The 23,809-nt window shown below is 37.3% G+C and carries 22 protein-coding genes; 19 read left to right on the forward strand and 3 right to left on the reverse strand.

All coding sequences use genetic code 11. The features are described 5' to 3' along the window. Positions 1-491 precede the first annotated feature (491 nt). The 6 genes from JNUCC51_RS22615 (at position 492) to JNUCC51_RS22640 (ending at position 5,437) form a co-directional block, all read left to right on the forward strand. Complete coding sequence (locus JNUCC51_RS22615; RefSeq protein WP_337989861.1) at positions 492-1,103, forward strand: hypothetical protein; 612 nt, start codon at positions 492-494, stop codon at positions 1,101-1,103. Between the two features lie 278 nt (positions 1,104-1,381). Next, positions 1,382-2,443 carry a suppressor of fused domain protein gene (locus JNUCC51_RS22620; RefSeq protein WP_337989862.1) on the forward strand — a complete coding sequence of 354 codons (1,062 nt, stop codon included), beginning with the start codon at positions 1,382-1,384 and terminating at the stop codon, positions 2,441-2,443. 276 nt (positions 2,444-2,719) lie between these two features. Continuing rightward, complete coding sequence (locus JNUCC51_RS22625; RefSeq protein ID WP_337989863.1) at positions 2,720-3,118, forward strand: GNAT family N-acetyltransferase; 399 nt, start codon at positions 2,720-2,722, stop codon at positions 3,116-3,118. 237 nt (positions 3,119-3,355) lie between these two features. Then, complete coding sequence (locus JNUCC51_RS22630; protein ID WP_100543689.1) at positions 3,356-3,835, forward strand: nucleoside 2-deoxyribosyltransferase; 480 nt, start codon at positions 3,356-3,358, stop codon at positions 3,833-3,835. A gap of 12 nt (positions 3,836-3,847) precedes the next feature. Then, complete coding sequence (locus JNUCC51_RS22635) at positions 3,848-4,165, forward strand: YbjQ family protein (protein ID WP_337989864.1); 318 nt, start codon at positions 3,848-3,850, stop codon at positions 4,163-4,165. A 294-nt stretch (positions 4,166-4,459) separates the two neighbouring features. Next, positions 4,460-5,437, forward strand: coding sequence for a helix-turn-helix transcriptional regulator (locus JNUCC51_RS22640; protein WP_337989865.1), 978 nt, complete (start codon positions 4,460-4,462; stop codon positions 5,435-5,437). A gap of 68 nt (positions 5,438-5,505) precedes the next feature. On the opposite strand, the gene JNUCC51_RS22645 is transcribed toward JNUCC51_RS22640, so the two are convergent. Continuing rightward, positions 5,506-5,940: a hypothetical protein gene (locus tag JNUCC51_RS22645; RefSeq protein ID WP_337989866.1), complete on the reverse strand. Its 435-nt coding sequence runs from the start codon at positions 5,938-5,940 to the stop codon at positions 5,506-5,508. 93 nt (positions 5,941-6,033) lie between these two features. Here JNUCC51_RS22645 and JNUCC51_RS22650 point away from each other — a divergent pair, with 93 nt between their 5' ends. From JNUCC51_RS22650 to JNUCC51_RS22710, 13 genes are all read left to right on the forward strand, one after another. Beyond that, the gene (locus tag JNUCC51_RS22650) at positions 6,034-7,722 is read left to right on the forward strand and encodes an AAA family ATPase (RefSeq protein WP_337989867.1); all 1,689 of its coding nucleotides are present in this window, start codon (positions 6,034-6,036) and stop codon (positions 7,720-7,722) included. A 367-nt stretch (positions 7,723-8,089) separates the two neighbouring features. Then, complete coding sequence (locus JNUCC51_RS22655; protein ID WP_337989868.1) at positions 8,090-8,608, forward strand: TetR/AcrR family transcriptional regulator; 519 nt, start codon at positions 8,090-8,092, stop codon at positions 8,606-8,608. A gap of 178 nt (positions 8,609-8,786) precedes the next feature. Then, positions 8,787-9,209 carry a DUF3995 domain-containing protein gene (locus tag JNUCC51_RS22660; protein WP_337989869.1) on the forward strand — a complete coding sequence of 141 codons (423 nt, stop codon included), beginning with the start codon at positions 8,787-8,789 and terminating at the stop codon, positions 9,207-9,209. A gap of 292 nt (positions 9,210-9,501) precedes the next feature. Next, on the forward strand, positions 9,502-9,672 hold the full coding sequence (locus JNUCC51_RS22665; RefSeq protein WP_337989870.1) for a hypothetical protein: 171 nt from the start codon (positions 9,502-9,504) through the stop codon (positions 9,670-9,672). A 216-nt stretch (positions 9,673-9,888) separates the two neighbouring features. After that, positions 9,889-10,689, forward strand: a complete 801-nt coding sequence (locus JNUCC51_RS22670) for a CPBP family intramembrane glutamic endopeptidase (protein WP_337989871.1) — start codon at positions 9,889-9,891, stop codon at positions 10,687-10,689. 68 nt (positions 10,690-10,757) lie between these two features. Continuing rightward, the gene (locus tag JNUCC51_RS22675) at positions 10,758-13,016 is read left to right on the forward strand and encodes an ATP-binding protein (protein ID WP_337989872.1); all 2,259 of its coding nucleotides are present in this window, start codon (positions 10,758-10,760) and stop codon (positions 13,014-13,016) included. Then, entirely contained in the window at positions 12,982-13,605 is a 624-nt protein-coding gene (locus JNUCC51_RS22680; RefSeq protein ID WP_337989873.1) for a response regulator transcription factor, read from the forward strand. Before JNUCC51_RS22675 ends, JNUCC51_RS22680 begins: the two co-directional genes overlap by 35 nt. 376 nt (positions 13,606-13,981) lie before the next feature. Next, on the forward strand, positions 13,982-14,695 hold the full coding sequence (locus JNUCC51_RS22685) for a response regulator transcription factor (protein WP_337989874.1): 714 nt from the start codon (positions 13,982-13,984) through the stop codon (positions 14,693-14,695). After that, on the forward strand, positions 14,692-15,813 hold the full coding sequence (locus tag JNUCC51_RS22690; protein WP_337989875.1) for a sensor histidine kinase: 1,122 nt from the start codon (positions 14,692-14,694) through the stop codon (positions 15,811-15,813). The genes JNUCC51_RS22685 and JNUCC51_RS22690 overlap by 4 nt, the downstream gene beginning before the upstream one ends. Positions 15,814-15,913: 100 nt before the next feature. Beyond that, positions 15,914-18,154 (forward strand): alpha/beta hydrolase family protein, encoded by a 2,241-nt coding sequence (locus JNUCC51_RS22695; protein WP_337989876.1) that lies wholly within the window; start codon positions 15,914-15,916, stop codon positions 18,152-18,154. Positions 18,155-18,361: 207 nt separating this feature from the next. Beyond that, the gene (locus JNUCC51_RS22700) at positions 18,362-18,973 is read left to right on the forward strand and encodes a histidine phosphatase family protein (protein WP_337989877.1); all 612 of its coding nucleotides are present in this window, start codon (positions 18,362-18,364) and stop codon (positions 18,971-18,973) included. An 89-nt stretch (positions 18,974-19,062) separates the two neighbouring features. Then, positions 19,063-19,920 (forward strand): D-alanyl-D-alanine carboxypeptidase family protein, encoded by an 858-nt coding sequence (locus JNUCC51_RS22705; RefSeq protein WP_337989878.1) that lies wholly within the window; start codon positions 19,063-19,065, stop codon positions 19,918-19,920. 395 nt (positions 19,921-20,315) lie between these two features. Continuing rightward, positions 20,316-21,581 (forward strand): polysaccharide deacetylase family protein, encoded by a 1,266-nt coding sequence (locus JNUCC51_RS22710; protein ID WP_337989879.1) that lies wholly within the window; start codon positions 20,316-20,318, stop codon positions 21,579-21,581. Between the two features lie 62 nt (positions 21,582-21,643). Here the strand turns inward: JNUCC51_RS22710 and gltS are convergent, their stop codons facing one another. Both gltS and hutG read right to left on the reverse strand, forming a co-directional pair. Next, positions 21,644-22,828 carry a sodium/glutamate symporter gene (gltS, locus tag JNUCC51_RS22715; RefSeq protein ID WP_337989880.1) on the reverse strand — a complete coding sequence of 395 codons (1,185 nt, stop codon included), beginning with the start codon at positions 22,826-22,828 and terminating at the stop codon, positions 21,644-21,646. Beyond that, the gene (gene hutG, locus JNUCC51_RS22720) at positions 22,825-23,790 is read right to left on the reverse strand and encodes a formimidoylglutamase (RefSeq protein ID WP_337989881.1); all 966 of its coding nucleotides are present in this window, start codon (positions 23,788-23,790) and stop codon (positions 22,825-22,827) included. Before hutG ends, gltS begins: the two co-directional genes overlap by 4 nt. Positions 23,791-23,809: the final 19 nt, after the last annotated feature.

Below are 23,809 nucleotides of genomic sequence, written 5' to 3' on the forward strand. Positions count from 1 at the left end.
GATATGAATATCCGGCAATGAAAACGACGCAAGTTGAAAAATTGCTAGTATGAAAATTAAACCCCGATTGTGTCTAACAATTGGGGTTTAATGAAGAGTATAATCAGTAAATGTTGTGGTAGCAAATCACATTCCTGCTCCAATTAAAGCTGATGACAATCCAATACGACAGATAAAAATAATAGTCAATAAACGTACTATCAATATACGAACTAAAAAGTATATGAAAGTCTTTACCATTGAACTTTAACTAAATGCCCCCTATAAAGCCTCAAACTTTACACCACATACTTTGACAATCATAGTTAATATCTTCTCGTACATATCTATAGAAAAAAATCAGTGAATCACATAAGAATACGATTCAAAACATATAAATAAAGGTGGCTTAAAAATAAAAATCCAAAATTGATGAAAAATTAAGAAAATCTTCATTTCTTATTAAGAAAAAAATTAACTTTGTTATATATACTTATAAAAAAAGGAAATTAATGAAACCGTTTGAATATTTAAAACGTATTGGTAATAGGAAGAAAATTGAAGTAGGTGAGAACATGGCATACACCATTTACATAGTATTAACAAAAACAGGTACATTATTATCAAAAGCTATAGGCATGTATACTGGAAAAGAGATGAACCATGCGTCCGTTGCTTTTGATGAGGGGCTTTATGAGATGTATAGCTTTGGACGTAGACAATTAAACAATCCTTTAAGTGGGGGCTTTTTGCGAGAAGATCCAGAAAGGGGGCTATTTGAAACGGCTGATTGTGTAATTTATCGTTGTAAAATATCTCATTATCAATACTTAGAGATGATGAAAATCGTACAATATATGTATTGGAATCGCGATCGATATAAATATAATTTTATCGGGCTCTTTGGAGTAATGATGCAAAAAGAGGTTCGAAGAGAGCGTGCCTATTTTTGTTCGCAATTTGTGGCGATGCTATTAAAGGTTGGTGGTCTGAAAGTTTGTCAAAACCCAGCATTAATGACACCTCATTGTATCGCACAATTACCTTATTTAGAAAAAGTATATGCTGGGAAGCTGGCAGACTATTTACAAAGTGTGCGTTCACCAGCAATGTTATACGGCTAAGGAGAAACCTAATATATTCTAATTATTTTTTATCCCCGCTATCATAAAGCCTCGGCGCATCTAGATATCCGTCGAGGCTTCATATTAAGGCCCATCTCTACAGATTGTCATAGGATTTAGTAACTTGCCCCTGTAAATATACTCGATTCCACCACCGATTAATGAAAAAAATCTAGTAAAATTGGAGGCATTAAATTGGGTACTATTCTCTTTGGAGTACGTTATATACTTTATAGTAGAATTATAGGTGAAATAGAAATACATAGGAGGCGTTGTTGATGAGCGAAGAAGTAAATGCATCTGGTTGGGAAGCGATTGATCAGGAATTATTAAAAGTTTACGGAGACCAGGAGCCGAAGCATTATGGAACCGTTATTCCATATTTATTAGGAGGGGAAGATCCGCTTGAAGGAATCAGCGCCTATAAAAGTGAGACACCAGTTCCACACTGGCATTTTGTAACTTATGGATTTTCTGAATTATATGAAAAAGAGTCGGAGGATGCTGAATACAGCGGATATGGGTTTGAGTTAACATTTCGTCTTGCAAGAAATGAAGATGAGGAAGAGCCACCAGCGTGGGCGTTGAATTTGCTGCAAAACATGGGAAGATATGTTTTTGATAGTGGCAATGTTTTCAGATCAGGCGATTATTTGGATGCCAATGGTCCAATCTGCCAAGGAGCTGACACTCTTTTAACGGCGCTTGCATTTACGATAGATCCTGAGTTGCCTGCGATTGATACACCAAATGGACAGTTGGAGTTTATTCAAATGGTAGGTATTACAGGAGATGAGCTTGAGGCGATGCAAACTTGGAATACTATTGGTGTACTAAATGCAGGTCTTGAGTATATCCCGAGCTATGTTACTGATTTATCTCGTGCATCTCTTTTACAGATTTCATCCATTGCCGAAGCTGTAGAAAAAGGAATGGCAGAAGAAGGCTCTAATACTGGCTATTTATTTGTGGACCAACTAGCTTGGGAGCAGGGGAAAAAGGGATTGTTAAGTAAACATCCTAATAAGTTTACGTTGGGGGCAAAACAAGCAGGAATAATCGGCAAACTATTACGCGGACGGGTTTTAAAAGGGAAAAGACTAACTTTAGTTGGTCGAGAAATACGAGTTGTATTTGAGCCAGGAGAAAAATGTGGGTATAGCGTGGAAGAAGCGGATGTTACCATCACATTAAATGACAAGGCAGTTATGGAACTAAATCAAAATTTGATGCCGCAAGAACAAGAGTTTGAAGTATCCTCTATACCGGGGCTTTCCATTCAAATTGCAAAAACGTATATTAAAGATCAGCAAGGAAACGTTGTAGAAACAATCGGATGATAGAATATTATCTCCCGCTAAGACGAACAGTATATCCAAATGATGTGTCTTTGGGTTCGTATAATAGTGGGAGATTTTTTATTAACCAGATTCTTTTGAATCAGACCGAACATCGTAAGCTCCTTCTAAGGGAGCAACATCCAGAATTTTGATTTCAATCCACGTGCAATCCTCATTTAAAACTTTTTCAAGAAAACTAACAATACTACAATGTTCAATCTTATAGTTAAACCTTTTCTGCTATAATGAATGACTGTAGAGATTGGGGTGATAAAAATGCATATCGTTACAATTGAAGGCGTGCCATATGATTGGTTTAAGCAATTACAGGAGATTCATGCACATGTATTTGATGGAGCAAATCTACCACTAGAAAAACTTGAGAGTAAAGAAGGACTCGTTTGTTTATTAGCAGTAGAAAATGAAGATATCATAGGCTTTAAAATAGGTTACACACACCCTGATGGCATTTTTTATAGCTGGTTAGGAGGTGTCCATGAAAAGAAACGGGGTCAGGGAATTGCCAGTCAATTAATGAGGTGGCAACATGAACATCTACAGGCACTTGGCTTTAACTTCTTTCAGCAGAAGTCTCCTACTTCTATAGGTGGTGAAATGAATGTGGATTTAAGCTACTTTTCAGCGGATGTCCAAACACCCGCTGAAAGAAGTTAAAGCCTCCGGCGGATGTCACGGAATCGGAAAGGAGCTCTTTGTGCAAGCACAAAGCCGATTCCGGACGCAATTATGCCTCGGCATAATTGATAAAAGTTCGTACATATGGAAGAAATGAGCGAAAAGCAATGCTTATCACAAATCTTAAACACGGATTTGATATTGTCTCAACTTTTGTGGATAAAAAAGATCGACATAAAATAGTGTTTGAAAAAACATTGGAATAGGAGTTTTATTATGAAGGCATACTTAGCAAATGGATTATTTTCTTTAGGAGATCGTTTAGTCAATGAGCAGCTCGCTGCGGCAATTAGAGAGGCAGTACCAGGTATTGAATTATACGTACCACAGGAGAATGATGCGATAAATGATAAAACGGCATATGCAGATAGCTTAGCGATTGCGCAAGCGGATTTAGAGATGCTGCAAAATAGTGATGTATTAGTAGCCGTTTTAGATGGCGTTGAGATTGACTCAGGTGTAGCAGCGGAGATTGGTGCATTTGCGATGCTGAATCGACCAATAGTAGGCGTATTTACAGATGTTCGTCAACAAGGTCGGGACAATATGTTGAAAATAGAGGCACTTGTACGGGACGGAATTGAAAATCAGTTTGTTTATCGTAATTTATTTGTTATTGGCTTGATTAAGCGCACGGGAGTGATTACGACTTCCATTGCTGAAGCAGTTCAAGCTGTTGAAAAATATAAAAAATAGGAGGGGTATTGTATGTTACTATCAACAACAGATATTGTAGTAGGAAAAGAAATTGTAGAAACTATAGGTTTAGTAAAAGGTAATTCGGTACAATCGAGAAATATTGGCCGCGATATGATGGCTGGACTTCGCAATATTGTCGGAGGAGAGATGAAAGAGTATGCAGAAATGCTCGTTCGCTCCCGAGAAATTGCTACGCAAGCTATGGAAGAAGAAGCAAGACAACTAGGAGCAAATGCAATTGTTGCGATAAGATTTTCCACATCATCTGTTATGGATGGCACATCAGAGGTATTAGCATACGGGACAGCGGTAAGAGTGAAGGAATAATCCGTTAAAGACTGGAACGGAAATCAGCCCCCTAGCTTTGCTTAAGGGTCAGACTTTATTCAATGTGACACCTTATTTCATTGATATAATAATGAAGGACTTCAATCACCAAGATTGGAGTCCTTTTTGTCTAACAATGCGGAATTAACTGTAAAAATAAAGTGAATTATAACAAAAGTATAGTATGTAGTGGCAATTATACCAATAAAATAGAAATTAAGTAGTTAAAAGGACTAATAGTGTCCACCTCTTTTTGTATAATAGAGAAGTAACTTTGAAGAGAGAGTGGGATATATGGTAGATTCACAACAAAACAAAGGCTATCGCGTCATTTCAATGTTCGACAGACTGATGGATGGTCAAGGAATTAACAAAAAACAAGAAGCATTTACACATAATGTTGGTGAAAAAACCATTCAACGGGATTTGAATGAAATTCGAGCGTATCTGGAAAAAGCTAAATTGGATTGCCATTTAGAATATGTGCGGACAGAAAATTTGTACAGGCTAACGAATAAAGGAGAGAGTATTTTATCGAAGGAGCAAGTTTTAGCGATTGTTAAAATTCTCATCGAATCAAGAGCACTGCTAAAATCAGAAATGAGCGATATTATAGATAAACTTATTTCGATTGTTGCGGCGGATAAGCAGGAATTTATTCACAATATTATTTTAAATGAAAAGCATTTGTACGTAGATTTAAATCATAAAAAATCGCTACTGCATTTAATTTGGGTTCTATCAGAGGCGGTTCAAAAAAAGAAAATCATTAAAATTGATTATTTACGTGAAGGTGAAACAATTCCTACAGAAAAGATTTTAAAACCACTCGCTGTCATTTTCTCAGAATACTACTTTTATTTAATTGCTAATGATAATAAGCATGAGAAGGACTTGCCCATTGTTTATAGAGTAGACCGAATACAGCATTTTCTTGAGCTTGATAAAAAATTTCAAATTCCATATGCCGAACGTTTTCAAGAAGGAGAATTTCGCAAACGCATTCAGTTAATGCATGCTGGCGAGCTGATGCGAATAAAATTTATCTTTAAAGGAACATCTCCGCAAGCTGTATTAGATCGCTTACCAACGGCAAAAATAGTATCCGATAAAGATGGGCAATATTTATTTGAGGCAGAAGTTTTTGGACATGGTATTAAAATGTGGCTGCTGAGCCAAGGGGCAAACATTGAAGTGCTAGAGCCAATTGAGCTTAGAGAAGAGATCATTGAAACGATTAAATCGATGCAACAAAATTATCGCTACATATAAAAACAAAATAGAAGATAAAAATCCGCGTAGAAACTAATCGAAGCGGATTTTTACCGTTTAAGAATGAATTATTTTTCAAAAAGTCCCTCAAAAAAGGCCATATTAACATTATCTAAAAGCTTGTAATCTTTCATATAGCTTTCTTCGTATAAATAAACGAATAAATGTTTTGAGTCATCTAATCGTATGCCAATTTCACGTTTATCGTTAGTACGTAACGTTACCCAATAAGCCTCGTCATAATCTGAATTGGAAAAATAGACTTTTCGAATCGGCTGATCTTCAAATTGCTGTATTATTTGATTGATTTTAGCTGCATCTGTAATTGTGATTGTTTTGTTATCAGAGGAACGGATCAATTCAATTTCATTAATTTGTTCAAGATCAAGTCGTTCAATTACCTCCTTATCAAAAGTTGAATCACGGGTTAAAAATATTGTTGATACAAATAAAATGATAAGAGGTACTAGGATGCCAATAAATATTTTATATCTTTTTTTCATTTTATACTCCTTGAATTCTAAAAATTCGCGCATAGGTATTCTTTTCCACGCTATAATTAAGCATATACTGAATGGATAAAGGGTGGCAATCAAATGACATATAATCATGAAGAAAAAGATATATTATATCCAGATGGTACATTAATGTATCGTGGCGGTGTGAAGAAAAATGACTTTGGTCATGATGTTTATGATGGAAAGGGTACACTATTTGACGAAGAAGGTGAGCTTTTATTTGAGGGAGAATTCGTCAATCATATGAAGCAAGGTAACGGCATCATGTATTTAAAAGGCCAAATGATTTATCAGGGCGAATTTATTCAAAATAAAAAACAAGGTAATGGAATTTTATATAAGGATGGTCAGGTATATTACGAGGGGCATTTTCGTAATGATTTAATGGAAGGATACGGGATTTTGTATTATGAGGAAGATATTATTGCTCCATTTAAAGAGACTCGTGAACAGTATCCACATTTAAATCAGCCGCAATATGAGGGTGATTTTGTCCATGGGATGAAGAAAGGAAAGGGAAAACAATACTATCCAAGTGGTTTTTTTCAATATGAAGGTGATTTTATTTGGAATCATATGCAAGGTGCTGGAAAGCTTTACTATGCACCAGAATCGCCAAGTACTGAGGAGCTCGCAAAGGGTGTAACATCCCTTCAGTATGAAGGTTATTTCTTTGAGGATATGAAACATGGTAAAGGTAAGAACTATTCCAGGCAAGGTGAGCTAGTATCTGAGGGACAATTTAAAGAGGATGCGATGACCGGACATGGTACTCTTTATTATGCTAATGGACAAGCTTCCTATATCGGAGACCTTGTAAATGGAGAAAAGCACGGTCGAGGAGATTACTTTAATGAAGAAGGAAAAATTATTTATAGCGGTGAATTCATTAACGGTGAACGTTTACGAATAACACCAGAAATAGAGCGAGAGATTGAAAAATTACAGAAGCAGCTGGATGGACTTGTAGGACTTCCAAATGCCAAAAAGGAATTACATAATCTAATTAACTTCATAAAAATCCAAAGTTTGCGTGTCGACCATGGTTTAACAAGCTTCCCTATAACATATCATCTAGTGTTCTCTGGAAATCCAGGTACAGGAAAAACAACAGTGGCGCGTATCATAGGCCAAATATATAAGCATCTTGGTGTACTTTCAAGCGGGCATTTTGTGGAAACAGATCGTGCAGGCTTGATAGCGGGATATGTTGGCCAGACAGCTTTGAAGGTCCAGGAAGTTGTGAATAAAGCAAAAGGTGGCGTACTTTTTATAGATGAAGCCTATTCACTGATCAATGATAAACAGGACGCTTTTGGTAAAGAAGCGATTGATAGCCTATTAAAGGCGATGGAGGATTTACGAGATGATTTAGTTATTATCGTTGCTGGTTATACAGAGCTCATGGAGGAATTTCTGCTTGCCAATCCAGGATTTAAATCCCGCTTCAATCATTTTGTGCAGTTTGATAATTTTAGCACAGATGAGCTTTACGATATTTTTGCCATGCTTTGTAAAAATAATGATTACCAGTATGGTGACGTATTTGCACATCATATGAAGGAACAATTGCATCAAATTCCAGTCGAATCAATTCCAAACTTTTCGAACGGTCGATATATACGGAACATATTTGAAAAGCTCGTGACTATTCAATCAAACCGTTTAATTCAACAGAAGTCGATTACAAGAGAAGAATTAATGGAGTTTAAAGAGAAAGATATTTTACTAGGTGTAGCAGAACATCTATTTGATAATACATTTTAACTTCTTTCAGCGATTATTTATGTAGCGAAAGTGGAACGGCAGTTACGAGTGTTTTCTGTAGTTGTCATTGAGGTCAAGTAATCAAAAAAACTTGGCCTTAGCTGTGGATAAATATGAATCAATAAACAAAAGTGATTTTAACCCTTAGTCAAAGACAAGTAACCAAAAAAGGAGATTGAAGATGAAAAAACTTTTAGCGATTATATTAGTAGGCGCATGTATTTTACCAAGGGTCATGACTATAAATGTAACGATCAGCAATAACATTAAAGTTCCAAAAAATAAGGGAGTGAATAATTGACAAAAAATGAAAGTGGTAGTAATCTAACAAAAAACATACGCTACCGTATCTAAGTGGAGAGAAGTTATGCAATTAACGAGAGAAAATTGGATAAAAGCAGGATTACAACAATTAGCTGATGAAGGAATACATAAAGTTCGCATCGAAGCACTTGCTCGATTACTAAAAATAAGTAAAGGGAGCTTTTATCACTATTTTCGTGACCATCAAGAGCTGTTAGATTCTATGCTTGAGTATTGGGAAGTACATGCTACAAAGCTGATTGTTCAAAGTATGGAGCAACAGGATGCATCGTTAGAACAGCTATTCCAAATTAGTTTTAATCCGGATAAAAAAATGGAGATTGGAATTTATACTTGGGCAAAATATGATCCTGTTGTCGCAGCACGCTTAGTGAATATTGAAGAACAAAGAATTTCTTGTGTTGCGAAATTGTATCAAAAAAAGGGCATAGACAATGCTGAATCGATTGATAGAGCAAGACTTGCCTATTTAACGTATGTAGGATGGATGACAAGGTTTGAAGAAAATCCTAATTTTGAAATTGATAAAATGGTGAAGCTTTTAACTTCTTTCAGCAGTTGACCAAATATCCACCGAAAGAAGTTAAAGCCTCCGGCAGATGACACGGAATTATGCCGAGACATAATTAATTACATGATTATAAACGTCCCTAATATGGTTATAGAGCCTGAAGGGACAAAATTTTTAATATAACATACGGTAGTGTATGTTTGGGGATTACGACATTGGAGGTAAATATATGAAATCAATTTTACCATTTATAGCTGTAGGGTTTCTGTGGTTTATCAGTTTTTTGCATATGTACTGGGCTTTTGGAGGTCGATGGGGTTCTTCCGCTGTGATCCCAGTAAAAGAAGGAGAGCATAAACCTGCATTTACCCCAAGAAAATGGGGAACATTATTCGTTGCTATTCTTATTCTACTGGCTAGTATCATAATAGTTGTTCAAGGTGATTATTTCCAGAGCTTTCAAGCGAATAGTCTATCTAAAATCGGAAGTATTGTCTGTGCTATAGTTTTTACTATTCGTGCGATTGGTGATTTTAAATATGTTGGGGTTTTTAAAAAAATAAAACATTCACAGTTCGCTAAATACGATACTTGGATGTACAGTCCATTATGTTTGTTCTTTGGATTTGTCTATATCATTCTCTTGTTTTAATAAATCAAAACTTTAATCAGTGGGGGTTCTTCATCCCTCACTGATTATTTTTATTCTCTAATTGTACTTTTACTGCCCGTTTATATGGGATAAAATACCTTAAAGTTTTATGTGAGAAGAAAACATTCCAAGATGGTGGGACTTCTTCTAATTCATATTTTGCGTCTTAGATTAGATGTGCATATAACTGTGGCTTTAAAGGATTCAACCTCTATATCTGAATTTATTATCAGTTTGATATTTTTGGTGTATTTATAAATATATTCAATATAATTATATATAGGAATTAATAATGGTAAATATTAAGAGACATGCCCCAACAACAAAAACATCTGCGCTGATGCTACGCTTGCGCGCAAAAGAAAACTGCCGCTTCAAAGCCGATTCCGGACGCATTGTTTTTCTGTGCGGAAGCGAAGCGGCAGCAACAATCATGCTGGGGCATGTTCCATCAAGCAATTAAATATTGAATAAGTTGTAATGTAACATGAATGTAAAAAGAAGTTTGAGCGTGCTAAAAAGCAATACTGGGATCTTTGCGTGATCACGCAAAAAATAATGCGTGTGCAGGCCAAAAATTGAAGTGAACTACGGATTCTATTGACAGCGAAGTCAGCTATGATCAAAGAGCTTTCAAGAAATTAACGCTCATTTTGAGATTATATGGAGGGATTTCGCTATGTCCATAATTTACCGTAAATTCGTCAATTTTTTTAATTTGTCCGATCCGAACTACGTCCATTTTGTCCGTAAGTTTGAGGCGAAAACGAAGAAAGAAATTGCTTTCTATCTGTTTTTGGGATTGCTGCCCGGTCTGTTCGCGTACTTGTTTACTTATCCGTTACGCGAGCCAATGATGGAATGGCTGGGCATATCCGCTGCATATGTACAGTTCTTTGCGCTCGCCGTCATGTCCATTGGTTGGCATATGCTAGTACCGTTCCTAATGCTGCGTTACAAGGATCGGCTTTCATTCAAGGAATCGCTCGTATACCTTGGCTTCGCTAGGCTCGACCTGAAAGGATTGTTGATCGTCTTTCCAATCTTGACGATATTGTTCACGTTGGTATCGCTGCCTTATATGAAATACGTGTTTCCACCGTTGTTCAACTGGCTAAACGGATTCTCAGCATTCCATATGGGAGAGTGGCATATTTTCAATCAGGGATACTATGATTTTCCATTGTTCTTGTTATTAATTGGTCTGATTGGCAATTTTATTGGTGAGGAAATCTATTTTCGGGGCTATTTGCTGCGTAAAGTAGGACGCCTCAGACTCGACTGGTTATGGATTGCAATTATTTTTCAGTTTTATCATATGTGGCAAATCCCGATGAACTGGTCGTTCGTACCGCTTGCCATGTTCATCCCGGAAGAAATATTGGTTAAGCTACGTAAAAATATATACGGCGCTATTCTGCTACATCTGTTCGTTAATTTTGTATGGGGAATAATTACTCTGTATTTGGTTGGCGTGTGAAGCGGTATAGTTTATCACGTACTCCATCAGCTGTTTAAAAGTAATACACTTGAAGAGAGGTGAGCAATTTGCCGGGAATTGCACGCAAATATAATTTGGCAGTTTACAGTTCAGCCTTGTTATTCCTGATTATTGCGATTTATATTCATGCCATTACCTTACTGAATCCATATACAGGCTTAATGTTTCGCGAAGATAGTGGCACCTGGATCGTAGATTCTATCGATTCCGCTGGTCAGGCGAGAAGATGGGATATCCGTATGGGCGATAAGCTTCTAGCGGTCAACGGTCAACAGCCGGAAGTAATGAAGCTCGGTGATCGCGCTTATCTGAAGCGATTAGGTACCCTTCAGTTCGAGCGCGAGGGTTTTGGCCAATTCGAATTGCGTAGCGCCCCAGGAATGTCGGATGTTTATAAGAGCTTATTCGTAGCCTGCGCAGAGCTGACTCTACTAACCATAGGGCTTGTTGCTTATCGGAACAAACCCGAGTCCTATATGGTACGCCGCTTTTATGCACTAAATGTATTCATGGCGGTCACGCTGCTGTCTGTCTATTCGACGGAGACTACGCTTACCGGATTGATGTTGCCCGTCGTTGCAAGTTGGTTACCATACATGTTGTTTGCCTTCTTTATAGTCTTTGTGTTTCGCTCTGTCCCAAAATGGATTAGTTCAGCGATGGCTACTTACAGGGTACTGGCTGCTTTGTTAGCCATATATGTCCTACTAGTCTTCTCGATGGGAGCTATCCCGGGGTGGACTCGGAATGCTCTTCATATCGCTCTGATTGGTATATTGTTAGCACTATTCGCCACTGCAATCGTATACTGGCGCTCAATGGATCGCGCTGAAAAAAACCGGATGTTGATATTTCTTACGGCTTTGACATTTGGGCTGATGCCATACCTGTTTCTGTATGCGCTCCCTGATTTGTTATGGGGGGAAAACATTGCCTTGCCGGATATGACATTGTTAGGTCTCATTGTCCTCCCAGCTTCCATCCTGTCATTATGGACTAGACAGAAGATGCTCGACATTCGTTTCTATCTACCCGGCTTAGCTATCCATGGTTTGTATGCAGGGTTTGCGACACTACTGATTGCCGCGCTTATTCGCTCTAGTGCATCTTTGACAACACTTACATTGTGCGGTGCGTTCGCCGTCCTTACACTGCTGCATCGGCTCAGTCTATATAGTTTCAAACGGAAACGTGAGAAGCGGGAAGATCGTCTAAATCAGCATCAGCTAGAAATGTCAATTAGGCTCGTTGAATATCGAAATAGTCATGACCTGTTACGAATGCCAGCAGAACTTATCCATAGCGTGACAGACATTGAAGGACTTTACTTCATCTGGAATCGCGGAAAAGAAGACATTATGTACGGAACAGGTCCATTTGCCGAAATGCAGGAAATAACCAATTTCCATCAACCTGGCCAGAGTTTATTCGCAGAGGTGAAGGATCTTGTTCAGCCCGATGGAACGGTCATGGGCTATTTGGGACTTGGTGCGAAAAAAAATAAAACGTCCTTTACAACGGAAGAGCTAAGCCTAATCGACAAAGTGAGGCTGGAAACCGTTCGTCTGCTAACTGGTGCTACTTTACTTGACGAGCTGCGTGAAGCGAGAAATGGGCTATCGGGGGACTCGGATTTCAGATTGCTAGAAGCACAGCAGGCAGAGCGGATTCGAATATCATACTACTTGCATGATCATATTTTGCAAAATCTGATCTTTCTTGCACGTGATCTGGAAGAACTGCACGATACAGGTCAGAGCGACAAGGGTCTAACCGCCGTCTGGTTGAAATGTTTGTACGATACGCAACGAGACATTCGAGTGTTATGCGACGATTTATACCCGCATATTATCGATCAGGCAGGGTTGGGTGCAGCAATGCTCTGGCTCGCTAGGATAGTCAAAGAGAACGGTGGACCAACGATTAAGTTGGAAAACAGACTGCCAGAAACATTGCCTTCATTATACAAGATGACGGTATTTCGCATTGTACGAGAGCTTGCCAATAATGTAGTTAAGCATGCGAAGGCGCAGAAGCTGGAGATTCGGTTATGGGAAACTGATGATGCGATCTGCGGAGAGATAAGCGATGATGGCATTGGATTCGATCCAGTAAACATGAGAGGTATTCGGAGTGATTCTCGAGGATTTGGACTTGTCACGATTAGTAGTCAAGTCGCCCAATTTGGAGGTAGAATCGAGATAAACTCGGATGCTGGCTGTGGGACAATTATCCGCATTAGGTTACCGAAACAGGGAGGTGAAACGAAATATGGAACAACCGATCAAGGTGCTACTGCTCGATGATCATCCGCTCGTCATGGAAGGATTGAAGAACCGGCTGGAGCGTGAACAGGATATGAGGGTCATCGGGACATTCAATGATCCACACAAGTTGCTTAGATGTATCGATACACTTAAACCGGACGTAGCTGTTATTGATATTTCAATGCCTGGTATGACTGGCTTCGACCTGGCAACAGAAATAAAGCGGACCTACGATATAGCAATCAAGCTAATCGTGCTGTCAGGCTATGTCTATGATGAATATGTGCATAAAGCTTACGAGATTGGGATTCATGCCTATTTATCCAAACAAGCGACCTATCCACAAATTATAAATGCCATTCGGCAGAGCATGCTTGGACTGCGGCTCGTCCCGGAGAAAATGACTACATTACCGAGAGCTGATCAATTAACGCCGACAGAGAAGGAAGTACTAAAGCAAATCGCAATGGAGAAGACAAATAAAGAAATTGCAACAGAACTTGCGATGAGCCAGCGCACGGTAGAGTATCATATGGCGGCTATTAACCAAAAGCTTGATGTCAAGTCAAGGGTTGGGGCAGTAGCAAGAGGCTATGAGATGGGATTGCTGCAGCGATTATATGACTGATGTTGGCAGCTCCTTTATTCATATTGGAACAAAATATAGAAATGTGCTGGTGTATGAAGGATTAAGAATATTTAGTAATTCTACATCTATTATTTTAATAGTTTAGTAGTTTCAAGCGACCGTTAGTTATCACAAAGCTAGATACAGACGGTCTTTTTTTATAGGATAGCACAGCTTTTTTGTAACAACCAATAAAGCAGGCCAAACATATAGCCTCAAACAAAATTGTTTCGAAGAATATTTTCAGTACTAACTGTTCCGACAAATTAAATGGGACTAATAGAAATCTTTCATTTACCTTTCAATACTAACATCAAAAAGGAAATGAATATTAGATAAATAGAATATATTACAGATAAATGAAGGAGGTTAACCTATGTCAAAAACAATATTGATTGTTGATGATGATCCCGATATTGTAGATCTGCTAAAACTTTATTTGAAAGCGGAAGGATATTCTACATTAGAAGCGTACGATTGCAAGGAAGCTTTCAATCAGTTAAAAAATCAAGCAGTTGACCTTGCCATTATAGATATTATGATGCCATTCATCGATGGTTATCAACTGCTACAAATGATTCGTCAAGAATATAAAATTCCTGTTATTTTACTATCTGCCAAAAATCAGGACTACGATAAAATTACAGGACTAAAGCTAGGTGCAGATGATTATATTTCTAAACCATTTAGTCCTTTAGAAGTAACTGCTAGAATTCAAGCCCAATTGCGGAGGTCATATGAATTTAATGACTTATTATCCATCCAACCGCCCTCTCAATTGAAGTTGGGGGATTTACTTTTGTCTCACCACGAATGTGTACTATATATCAAAGAAAAAGGGATTCCTCTTAGTGCTCGAGAATATAAACTATTAAAGCTCTTGATGAGTGAGCCAGGACGCATCTTTACTAAAAAACAAATTTTTGAACGTGCATGGAATGAACATTATATTGCTGACGACAATGCAATTATGGTCCAAATTAGCAGACTTCGTGACAAAATCGAAGAGTGTCCAAGAAAACCAGTATATATAAAAACCATTCGCGGCCTTGGGTATCGGTTTGCCAAGAAAGATGAGTTGAGCCCATGAAGTCACCGAATCGACTCCAACATTTATTGATTATTACATATATTTATTTCTTCCTTACAATTTCTATTATTGCGGCTTTTTCATTATTTGTATTAAATGAGCAGATTCTTAATTATTTTGCGCAAACAGCCCAAGAAAACCAAGATAAAGAACAAATCTTTTATAAAATGCTTATACAAACACTTCTTCTATTCCTTTCATTATTAACTATAGCCGTTTACATTTTTGGAAAATGGACTGCTTCTAGTCTTACCACTCCGCTTCGTTCAATTGCACACGGTATTCGAGAAATTGCTCGCGGGCAATACAATAAACGACTAAACTTTAAAGCAAGTTTTGAGCTTGCTCAAATTCAGGATGATTTTAATGCTATGGCAAAACTACTAGAGCAAGTGGAAAAGGAAAAACAGCGATTAGAAGAAAATAAGCAACGTATGCTTGTGAATCTCTCTCATGACCTAAAGACACCGATTACCTCCATTAAAGGGTATATCGAAGCGCTGGAATTAGGATTAATTAACGAAGAAGAGCAAAGACAGCGGATTTTACGTTTAATCTCTGATAAAGCTGAGCTGTTATCAGTACTCATTGACGACATCTTTGAATTATCTAAACTGGATAGCCCTAATTATCCTATTAGAGTTCAAACTGCAGATATAGCAGAATTCATGAGAGAAATCGCTGCAGAGTACTATGAGGTATTTATAGAAAAGAAATTTATGTTCCAATTTGATATTCCTGAGGGTGAAATCAATTTTACATTCAACGCTACATGGTTATACCGAGCTGTCTCTAATATTCTCTCTAACGCATTAAAATATAATCCACCAGGAACAATTGTGCAATTGAAGCTGTTTACAAAGGAAAAAGGCATTGAAATTCATATTCAAGATGATGGGGTCGGCATTCCACTAGCAATTAAAGAAAATATTTTTGAAGCTTTTGTACGTGGTGATCAATCGCGTAAGAGCGATGGAGGAACAGGATTAGGACTAGCGATTGCCAAACAAGTTATCGAAAAGCATGGTGGAGAAATTACTCTGACAACTGATAACCAGACAAGTTTCATACTATCCCTACCAAAAAATGCTGAGAGCCTAACCAATTATTATTTGTAAGATTATTGCAAGAAAAGTGAAAGCGTCAGGAAAGAGTCATCCTGTAACCTACAAATAGAATATTCTTTATAAAGATTGTAGACCAGGAGGATTGGAAAATTTGCAAGCATTAAAGAAAAAGAGTGTTTATCTTGTAAGAAAGCTCTATGAAAATGGAAAGAGTTTAAAGCCATTGTCATTAGGATGGAAAGGTGCAGCAATCGCATTAAGTACTTTGGCATTTTTATTGATTTTGATACAAGGAAAATATTTATTGCACCAACGCAGTTTTTTTGATTTTGCTATTGGAATGCTCGTGTTTATTTTAGCTGTTATATTGTTAAGTGGTTTTATCACTCTTTTATTACATGTCGTGAAAAAAATTCCAAGTCGTTTTATCTGGGTACTGCTCACCTCACTTACATTTCTTTTGCTCTGCTTTATCACATTTCCATTTATTTTATTAATAACGGTTGTCGTTTCTTTGTGGGGTGCACTAATTTACAAATGGATGAAGGGCAGCTATAAAAATGCAACCAAATATAGAAAAACTAGCGTTCTCGTAATTTTATGTATGCTGACTCTTGGAATTGGGGTAGGTAGTTATTGGCTGATTCAACCTGGAGACGTAAATACCCCAAAATTTATTTTAAAGCAGCTTAAAACATCGAAACATTATGATAATACTTTGCTTAATAATCCCGCGAAACCGGGTGATTATCCAGTTAAAAAGCTCACTTATGGCAGTGCGAATACTTATCGAGAAGAATTTAATCAAAAAACCTCTTTGACAACTAAGCCAGTTGATGCTAGCCATTTTGTAGAAAAGTGGTCTTCTATTCGAACGAAAACACTCGGTTTTGGACCTGAAGCAATGCCATTAAATGGTCATGTATGGTATCCAGAAGGGAAAGGACAGTTTCCATTAGTAATGATTGTTCATGGTAATCATTTAATGACAGATTACTCTGATACGGGGTACGATTATTTAGGGAACCTTCTTGCAAGTAGAGGCTATATTGTTGTATCTGTAGATGAAAATTTCCTTAATAGTTCACCCTTTAATGATTTATTTGTGGTCAGTCCACTAAAGAATGAGAATACAGCAAGAGGTTTATTATTGCTGGAGCATTTACAGACGTGGAAAGAATGGAACAATCATAAAGATAATTTATTTTATCAAAAAGTAGATATGAAACAAATTGCGCTGATTGGGCATTCCCGAGGTGGAGAAGCGATCGCAATTGCTGCCGCTTTTAACGACTTGGAACATCCTCCTAATAACGGCAACATTCAATTTGATTATAATTTCTCTATCCGCTCCCTGATTTCAATTGCAGGTGTTGATGGTCAATTTTTACCATCGGGGAAACCACTCCCGTTAAAAAACATAAACTATTTGGCACTTCATGGGGCGCATGATATGGACGTGAGTAGCTTCGAAAGCTCTAATCAGTTTAATCGGATTACCTATACTAATAAGGATGATTATATGAGTGCGTCTGTCTATATCTACGGAGCCAATCATGGGCAATTCAATGAAGGATGGGAACGAGGTGATTTAGCAGGCACAGCTAATCAACTTTTTAACTTAAAGCAAATTATGCCACGCGATCAGCAAGAAACCATCGCTAAAGTATTGATATCCGCTTTCTTAGATACTACATTGAAAGAAAAGAAACGATACAAAGAGGTGTTTAAAGATTTAGGCTACGCTAAAGAATGGCTTCCTGATACTATGTATATCACTAATTATTCTGATTCACAAACATCCTTTATTGCTACGTTTAATGAAGATATTGATCTCAACACTACCACTATTCCAGGTGGTAGACTGTTCGGCAAGAATTTGAAGGAATGGAAAGAGGAAAAAGTCAAAATGAAATTTGACGAAGCAGATTATTATGCTGTTCGTTTAGGATGGGATTTAAATAATCAATCTTCCCCAGCCTTTTACACGATGACTCTCCCTGAAAAAGGACTGTCTATTGGGCAGAACACTTCTATCGTTTTTTCACTTGCAGATGGTAGAAAAGAAGCAGAGAAGAAAAGCCAGGAGGAGCTAATAGATTTTACAGTCACAGTAGAAGACAGCAATGGCAATCAGGCAAGCCTGCCTCTTAGCTATATTTCCAAATTGACTCCTGCTATAAATGGGAAACTGCTAAAAAGTCCGTTTCCCGATCCAGGAAACACTACGGAACCAGTGTTTCAACATTATGGATTTTCATTAAACGATTTTAAAGAAGTGAATCCTCAGTTTAATCCATTAAAGTTAGAGAAGGTTCATTTCCAATTTAATTTAACAAAAAAAGCTGTGGTATTAATGAATAGTATCGGAATTAGACATGATGATATATAAAAATATTCGTTAAGCTTGTTCATTGCCTATTAAAAAGAATCTTCTTATTATTAAAATTAGGAATTTATCTCATTTAATGAAAAAGGTTTCTAAAATTATATACTTTGCGATACGTTATTTAAATAAAGAGAACATTTTTCCTACAATTATTATTAAAATCCAAATAATAGAGCCTGATATGGTAGTTTCTGAAAGGGGTAAACAATATTGAACCAAACGATCTACTTACTTCGTCATGGTGAAACTGAATTTAATACACAAGGACGATACCAAGGAGAGCTCGATTCTCCATTAACAGAAATGGGTGTACATCAAGTACAACAAAATGCTTTAATGCTAAAAAGTTTAATTGGAAATCCAAATGAATGGAAGATTTTTTCGAGTCCATTAGGAAGAGCCATGCAAAGCACTGAAATAATTTGTGAAACAATTGGATATGATTTGAAGAATGTTGAAAAAGATAATCGTTTAACCGAGGTTGCTGTGGGACAATGGGCTGGGTTAACAACGAAAGAAATCGAAAGTTCTTGGCCCAATCTTTTTCATAACACAGACGTGTATAATTGGTATTTTAATGCACCTAATGGAGAAGCTTATGACGCGGTAGTGAATAGGCTAAGTGCTTGGCTAGAAGACATTCAACATATACCGAAAGTTATAGCTATTTCACATGGTCTAACAGGTCGTATTTTACGAGGAATATATGCGGATTTAAAGAAAGAAGATGCACTGAGGTTAGAAGTATCTCAGGATGTATTTTTTAAATTAACGAATAAAGACATAACGAGAATTTGTTCGGATTTCGATGATTTTTATTAATAAAAATCAACCATAAGAATTTCTTCATAAATTTCCTACAGGAATATTCATAATTGCCTCCTATTATAATGTGTGGGGGGCGTTTTTTTATGAAAAAATTTGTCTTATTTTGTTTTATATGTGCAGCTGTATTCTTTTTTTATTATACAAATAAAACACCTGAACAAACGCAAGTAGAGCTACCTTCGTTACATAGTAAAAATGCTTTGTTGTTGAATGAAAAAGGAGATGTATTATTCGAAAAGAATGCAGACGACATTATTTATCCTGCATCATTAACGAAAATTATGACTGCGATTGTCGCCATTGAAATGAGTAATGATCTGCAGAAGCAAACAATCGTTACACCACAAACGATTTCTAAATTTACTGCTCAAAATGCCTCCATGGCGGGCTTTAAGGCAGGAGATTTTGTGACGATAGAGGATTTATTATATGGCACACTGCTTGCTTCAGGAGCAGATGCTACAGGAACACTTGCAGATATGATGGCGGGTAGTGAAGAAGCATTTGTAACACTAATGAATAATAAAGCACAGGAATTAGGGCTGAACGATACCCATTTTGTCAATGCCAGCGGATTACATGATCCCGCTCATGTCTCCAGTGTCCGTGATATAAGTAAGCTATTTCGTTATGCCATTAAAAATCCTACGTTTTATCAAATCTTAACTTCGAAAAGTTATATGACTCATGTCCCAAATGAATTAACGATAACAAGCTCACTTTTAGCGAAAATACCAGGTGAGGAAGGCGCGATATTGGGAGGGAAGACGGGCTACACACCTGAAGCAGGTCTTTGCTTAGCTTCTATTATCGAAAAAGATGGTAAACAATATATTTTCATTACAACTAATGCGAATGGGCAGGCTTGGACCCCACCATTCCATATTGACGATGCTCTTATGGCGTACGATGCTATAGGAGGAAAAAATATGAAAAAATAATAACTTTTAAATCATTTCAAACGTCTTATTAATAGGGTGCACTGCTCAAGCACCCAAAAAAGGCTTTTTGAGAGCCTTTTATAATGAAAGTTAGAAAAAATTGCTAACACGATATTCATTGGGAATATTCGGATTTAAAAGGGGGGGTACGTATTAAATAAGTGATGTCCACGGGGGAATTTTGATGAAGAAAAGGCGAAAACTTTTTAGCATCAACAAACAATTTAACAATATGCCGTTAATCCTGGCTACCAAAAAACGTAAATTTATTAAAGAAAAAAACTAGTTGATTCCTACTATTTTCTGGAATAATCTATTATTCTATAATTAGAGTCGAATCCTATACAAAAACATATGAGAAAAGACATCTGTGATGAAAAGGTCGGTGTAGAACAATGAAAAAACTTTTTCCCTATGCTATTATTTTGACATTTTTAATCAGTTTTGTGTTTGTTGATAATGCTTTTGCAAAAGCCGAGAGTACATCCGTTATCCAATCAGTCGTTAAAGACACAGCAGTTTATGTAGAGCCTTCCGTAGAAAGTACCGAAATCGGTCAAGTAGTGAAAGGTAGTTATGTAACCGCTACACCTGTAAGTAAGGAATGGACTCGAATTAAAGTGCAACAGCTAGAGGGGTATGTAGAAACGGCTGCATTAGTAAGCATTACATCTGAAAAATATTTAGTGACGCAAAAAGGTGGAACAACTTTATTTACATATCCTAGTCCAAGTGCACAAAAAGCGGGACTACTTAATGAAAACAGTATTATCTTTGTATATGGATCAGCACCTGGGGGTTGGTCATTTGTCCAATATGGTCATCAAACAGGCTATGTTGCAACAAATTCTTTAAAGAAACCTATTGCGACAAAAAAAAGAGTAAATGCTGCTAATGGTGCTGTGCTTCGTTTAACTGCCAGCCCAAGTGGCGAGGTTCTTGGTACGATTGCCAATAAAACAGTCGTTCAGCAATATACGACGCTAGTTGGCTGGGCCTATGTAGAAGCAGGTGAACAAAAGGGTTATGTTAAAGCTTCAGAGCTGGCAAATATCCAAATCCCTGGTAATAAAGTATACAATAAAGGTGTACCAGTAGCGAAAGGGGAAAAAAAGCGTGTGGCTTTAACATTCGATGATGGGCCAGATGCAAAGGTTACCCCACAAATTTTAGCGACTTTAAAGAAATATGATGCAAAGGCAACATTTTTTATGGTTGGGCAAAATGCCTCTAAAAATTCAGCAATCGTAAAGAAAGTTTATGAGGCGGGCCATGAAATAGGCAATCATACATGGAACCATTCAAAGTTAACAACCTTATCGACAGCAAATGTTAAACAAGAGGTTGATCGAACTAGCAACGCTATTTATGCAGCAATCAATCAATATCCAACGGTTTTCCGTCCACCATATGGTGCAACGAATGATAAAGTCCGTTCTGTCATTACGACGCCTTCTATTCTATGGTCAATTGATACGCTAGATTGGAAGCATCGCAATGCTGATAAAATATTAACGTATGTGAAAGCATCAGTGAAAGATGGCAGCATTATTTTAATGCATGATATTCATCAAACGACAGCAAACGGTTTGGAAAACGTAATTCTGTACTTGCAAAAGCAAGGCTACGAATTTGTAACTGTTAGTGAAATATTACAATAATCTATAAGCGAATAAAAGAAGCCGAGCAACTGTCTAATCATGACAATTGCACGGCTTCTTTATTATTTAAATAAATTGATAGTCGTTATAATAATTGGAATACCGAATACGTCAATTAAAAACGCTCCTACAATTGGTACTACAAGAAATGCTTTTTTTGATGGACCGAAGCGTTGGACAACTGCTGACATATTGGCCATCGCATTTGGTGTCGCCCCTAAACCGTGACCAGCAAAACCGGCAACCATTACCGCAGCATCGTAATTTTTTCCAAGAATCTTAAACAATACAAAGATACTAAATAAGACAATAAAGAATACTTGTGCGAAAACAATAATAAATAGTGGAAGTGCTAAATCCGCAATTTCCCATAGTTTAATACTCATAAGCGCCATTGACAGAAAGACACCTAAAGTCACATCGCCGATTAAAGAAATGCTTTTCATATTAATCGCGTCAGGTTTTATTTTATCCATAATATTGCGCACTAGTACAGCTACAAACATTGCACCAACGTAGCCAGGTAGTACGAAGCCAGTAGCTTCTGAGAATAATGTCCCAACATATGTACCTACAGCCATACAGAACGTAATTAATAATACTTGTGTAAAGAATGAATCTGATGTAATTTGTTCGTTTTTATTTTCATAATCAACTTCTTCAGTTTCTTGTTCATCCGGCGTTAAATTATATTTACCGACTAAGTACTTTACAATAGGACCTCCGATTAAGCCACCAGCAACTAAACCACATGTAGCCGCAGCCGCACCGATAGTCATGGCTGATGAAATACCTAAGTCTTCTAATGTTTGTCCAAATGCTGCAGCGGCACCATGACCACCTTCCATAGAAACAGCACCAGCCATCATACCGATTAATGGATGAATACCCATTAGCTTTGCAAGGGATACACCAATAACATTTTGCATTAATGCTAGGAAACCACAAGCCAACCAATAAATAATTAATAATTTTCCACCAAGCTTCACAAGTTTAAAGCTTGCTCCTAAACCAATAGTTGTGAAGAACGTAATCATAAATAAGCTTTGTAATGACGTATCAAGCGAAATTTCTAATACGCCAGTTGTTTTTAGAATAGTTGTCAATGCGGCGAATAGTAAGCCTCCAACAACAGGTGCTGGTATACAAAAACGTTTTAAAAAACCAATTTTATTTATGAGCCATCCGCCTAATGCGAATAGTGCAACTGCTAGAAATACTGTTGTAATTTGATTAATTTCTATCATGAACCATGTCTCCTAAGTAAGTGATTTAGTGCTTCATAAACAAAATAAGCACCTAATTTAACTGTGCGTCCGTTCTCATCCAGTGAAGGATTTACTTCACAAATATCAAAAGAATGTGTATTCGGGTGGGAAGTTACTTTTTGAATTATCGTGCGCACAGTTTTTGAATCTAGACCAAACGGTGATGGAGCACTAACACCCGGTGCAAATGCAGCATTTAATACATCCATACAGAGCGTTAAGAGAATATAATCATGGTTATCCATAAATTGCTGAAGATCCTGCATGATTTCCGCATTATTTTCTGGCGTCATATTATCTTCTAACACATAATTTACATTCAACTCATTGGCTTTATCAAACAGCTCTTTTGTATTGCCAAAACGTTGTATGCCTAAAACAAAATAATCGGCATGTGGATCCTGTTCTAAAATCTGACGGAACATTGTGCCAGACGACGGCTGCTCATCGTAAGGTCGTAAATCGAAATGAGCGTCGATATTAACAATCCCAATTTTCGCATCTTTAGGTAATGCTGCACGAACGCCTAAATAATGTCCGTATAGTGTTTCGTGTCCACCGCCCAGTACGACGCATTGTAATTTTTTATTTAGCAATGTTTCGACAATTTCGCCGAGTTCACGCTGTGCTTCTTCTAGCGCATGGTTAAGGCAAAGAACGTTGCCAACATCTAAAATCTGCTGTTCATCATTAAATGTCCAAGGTAAGCTAGATAATGCTTCACGCAGAGCATTAGGTCCACTCGCTGCCCCTACACGTCCCTGATTACGACGTACACCTTCATCACAAATAAAGCCAACAATTCCGGCATGCTGATTATCTGAAGCGCTTACATCATTAATAGGAATTCTTTTCACTTTTTGATGTAAACGGAAACTACTCGTATTAGTAGTAGAATCTATACGACCTTTCCATTGTTTTTGATCTGTCATTGTATACATATCTTTATCAACTCCATTT

The organism is Lysinibacillus sp. JNUCC 51, from assembly GCF_015999525.1.
GTDB lineage: Bacteria > Bacillota > Bacilli > Bacillales_A > Planococcaceae > Lysinibacillus > Lysinibacillus xylanilyticus.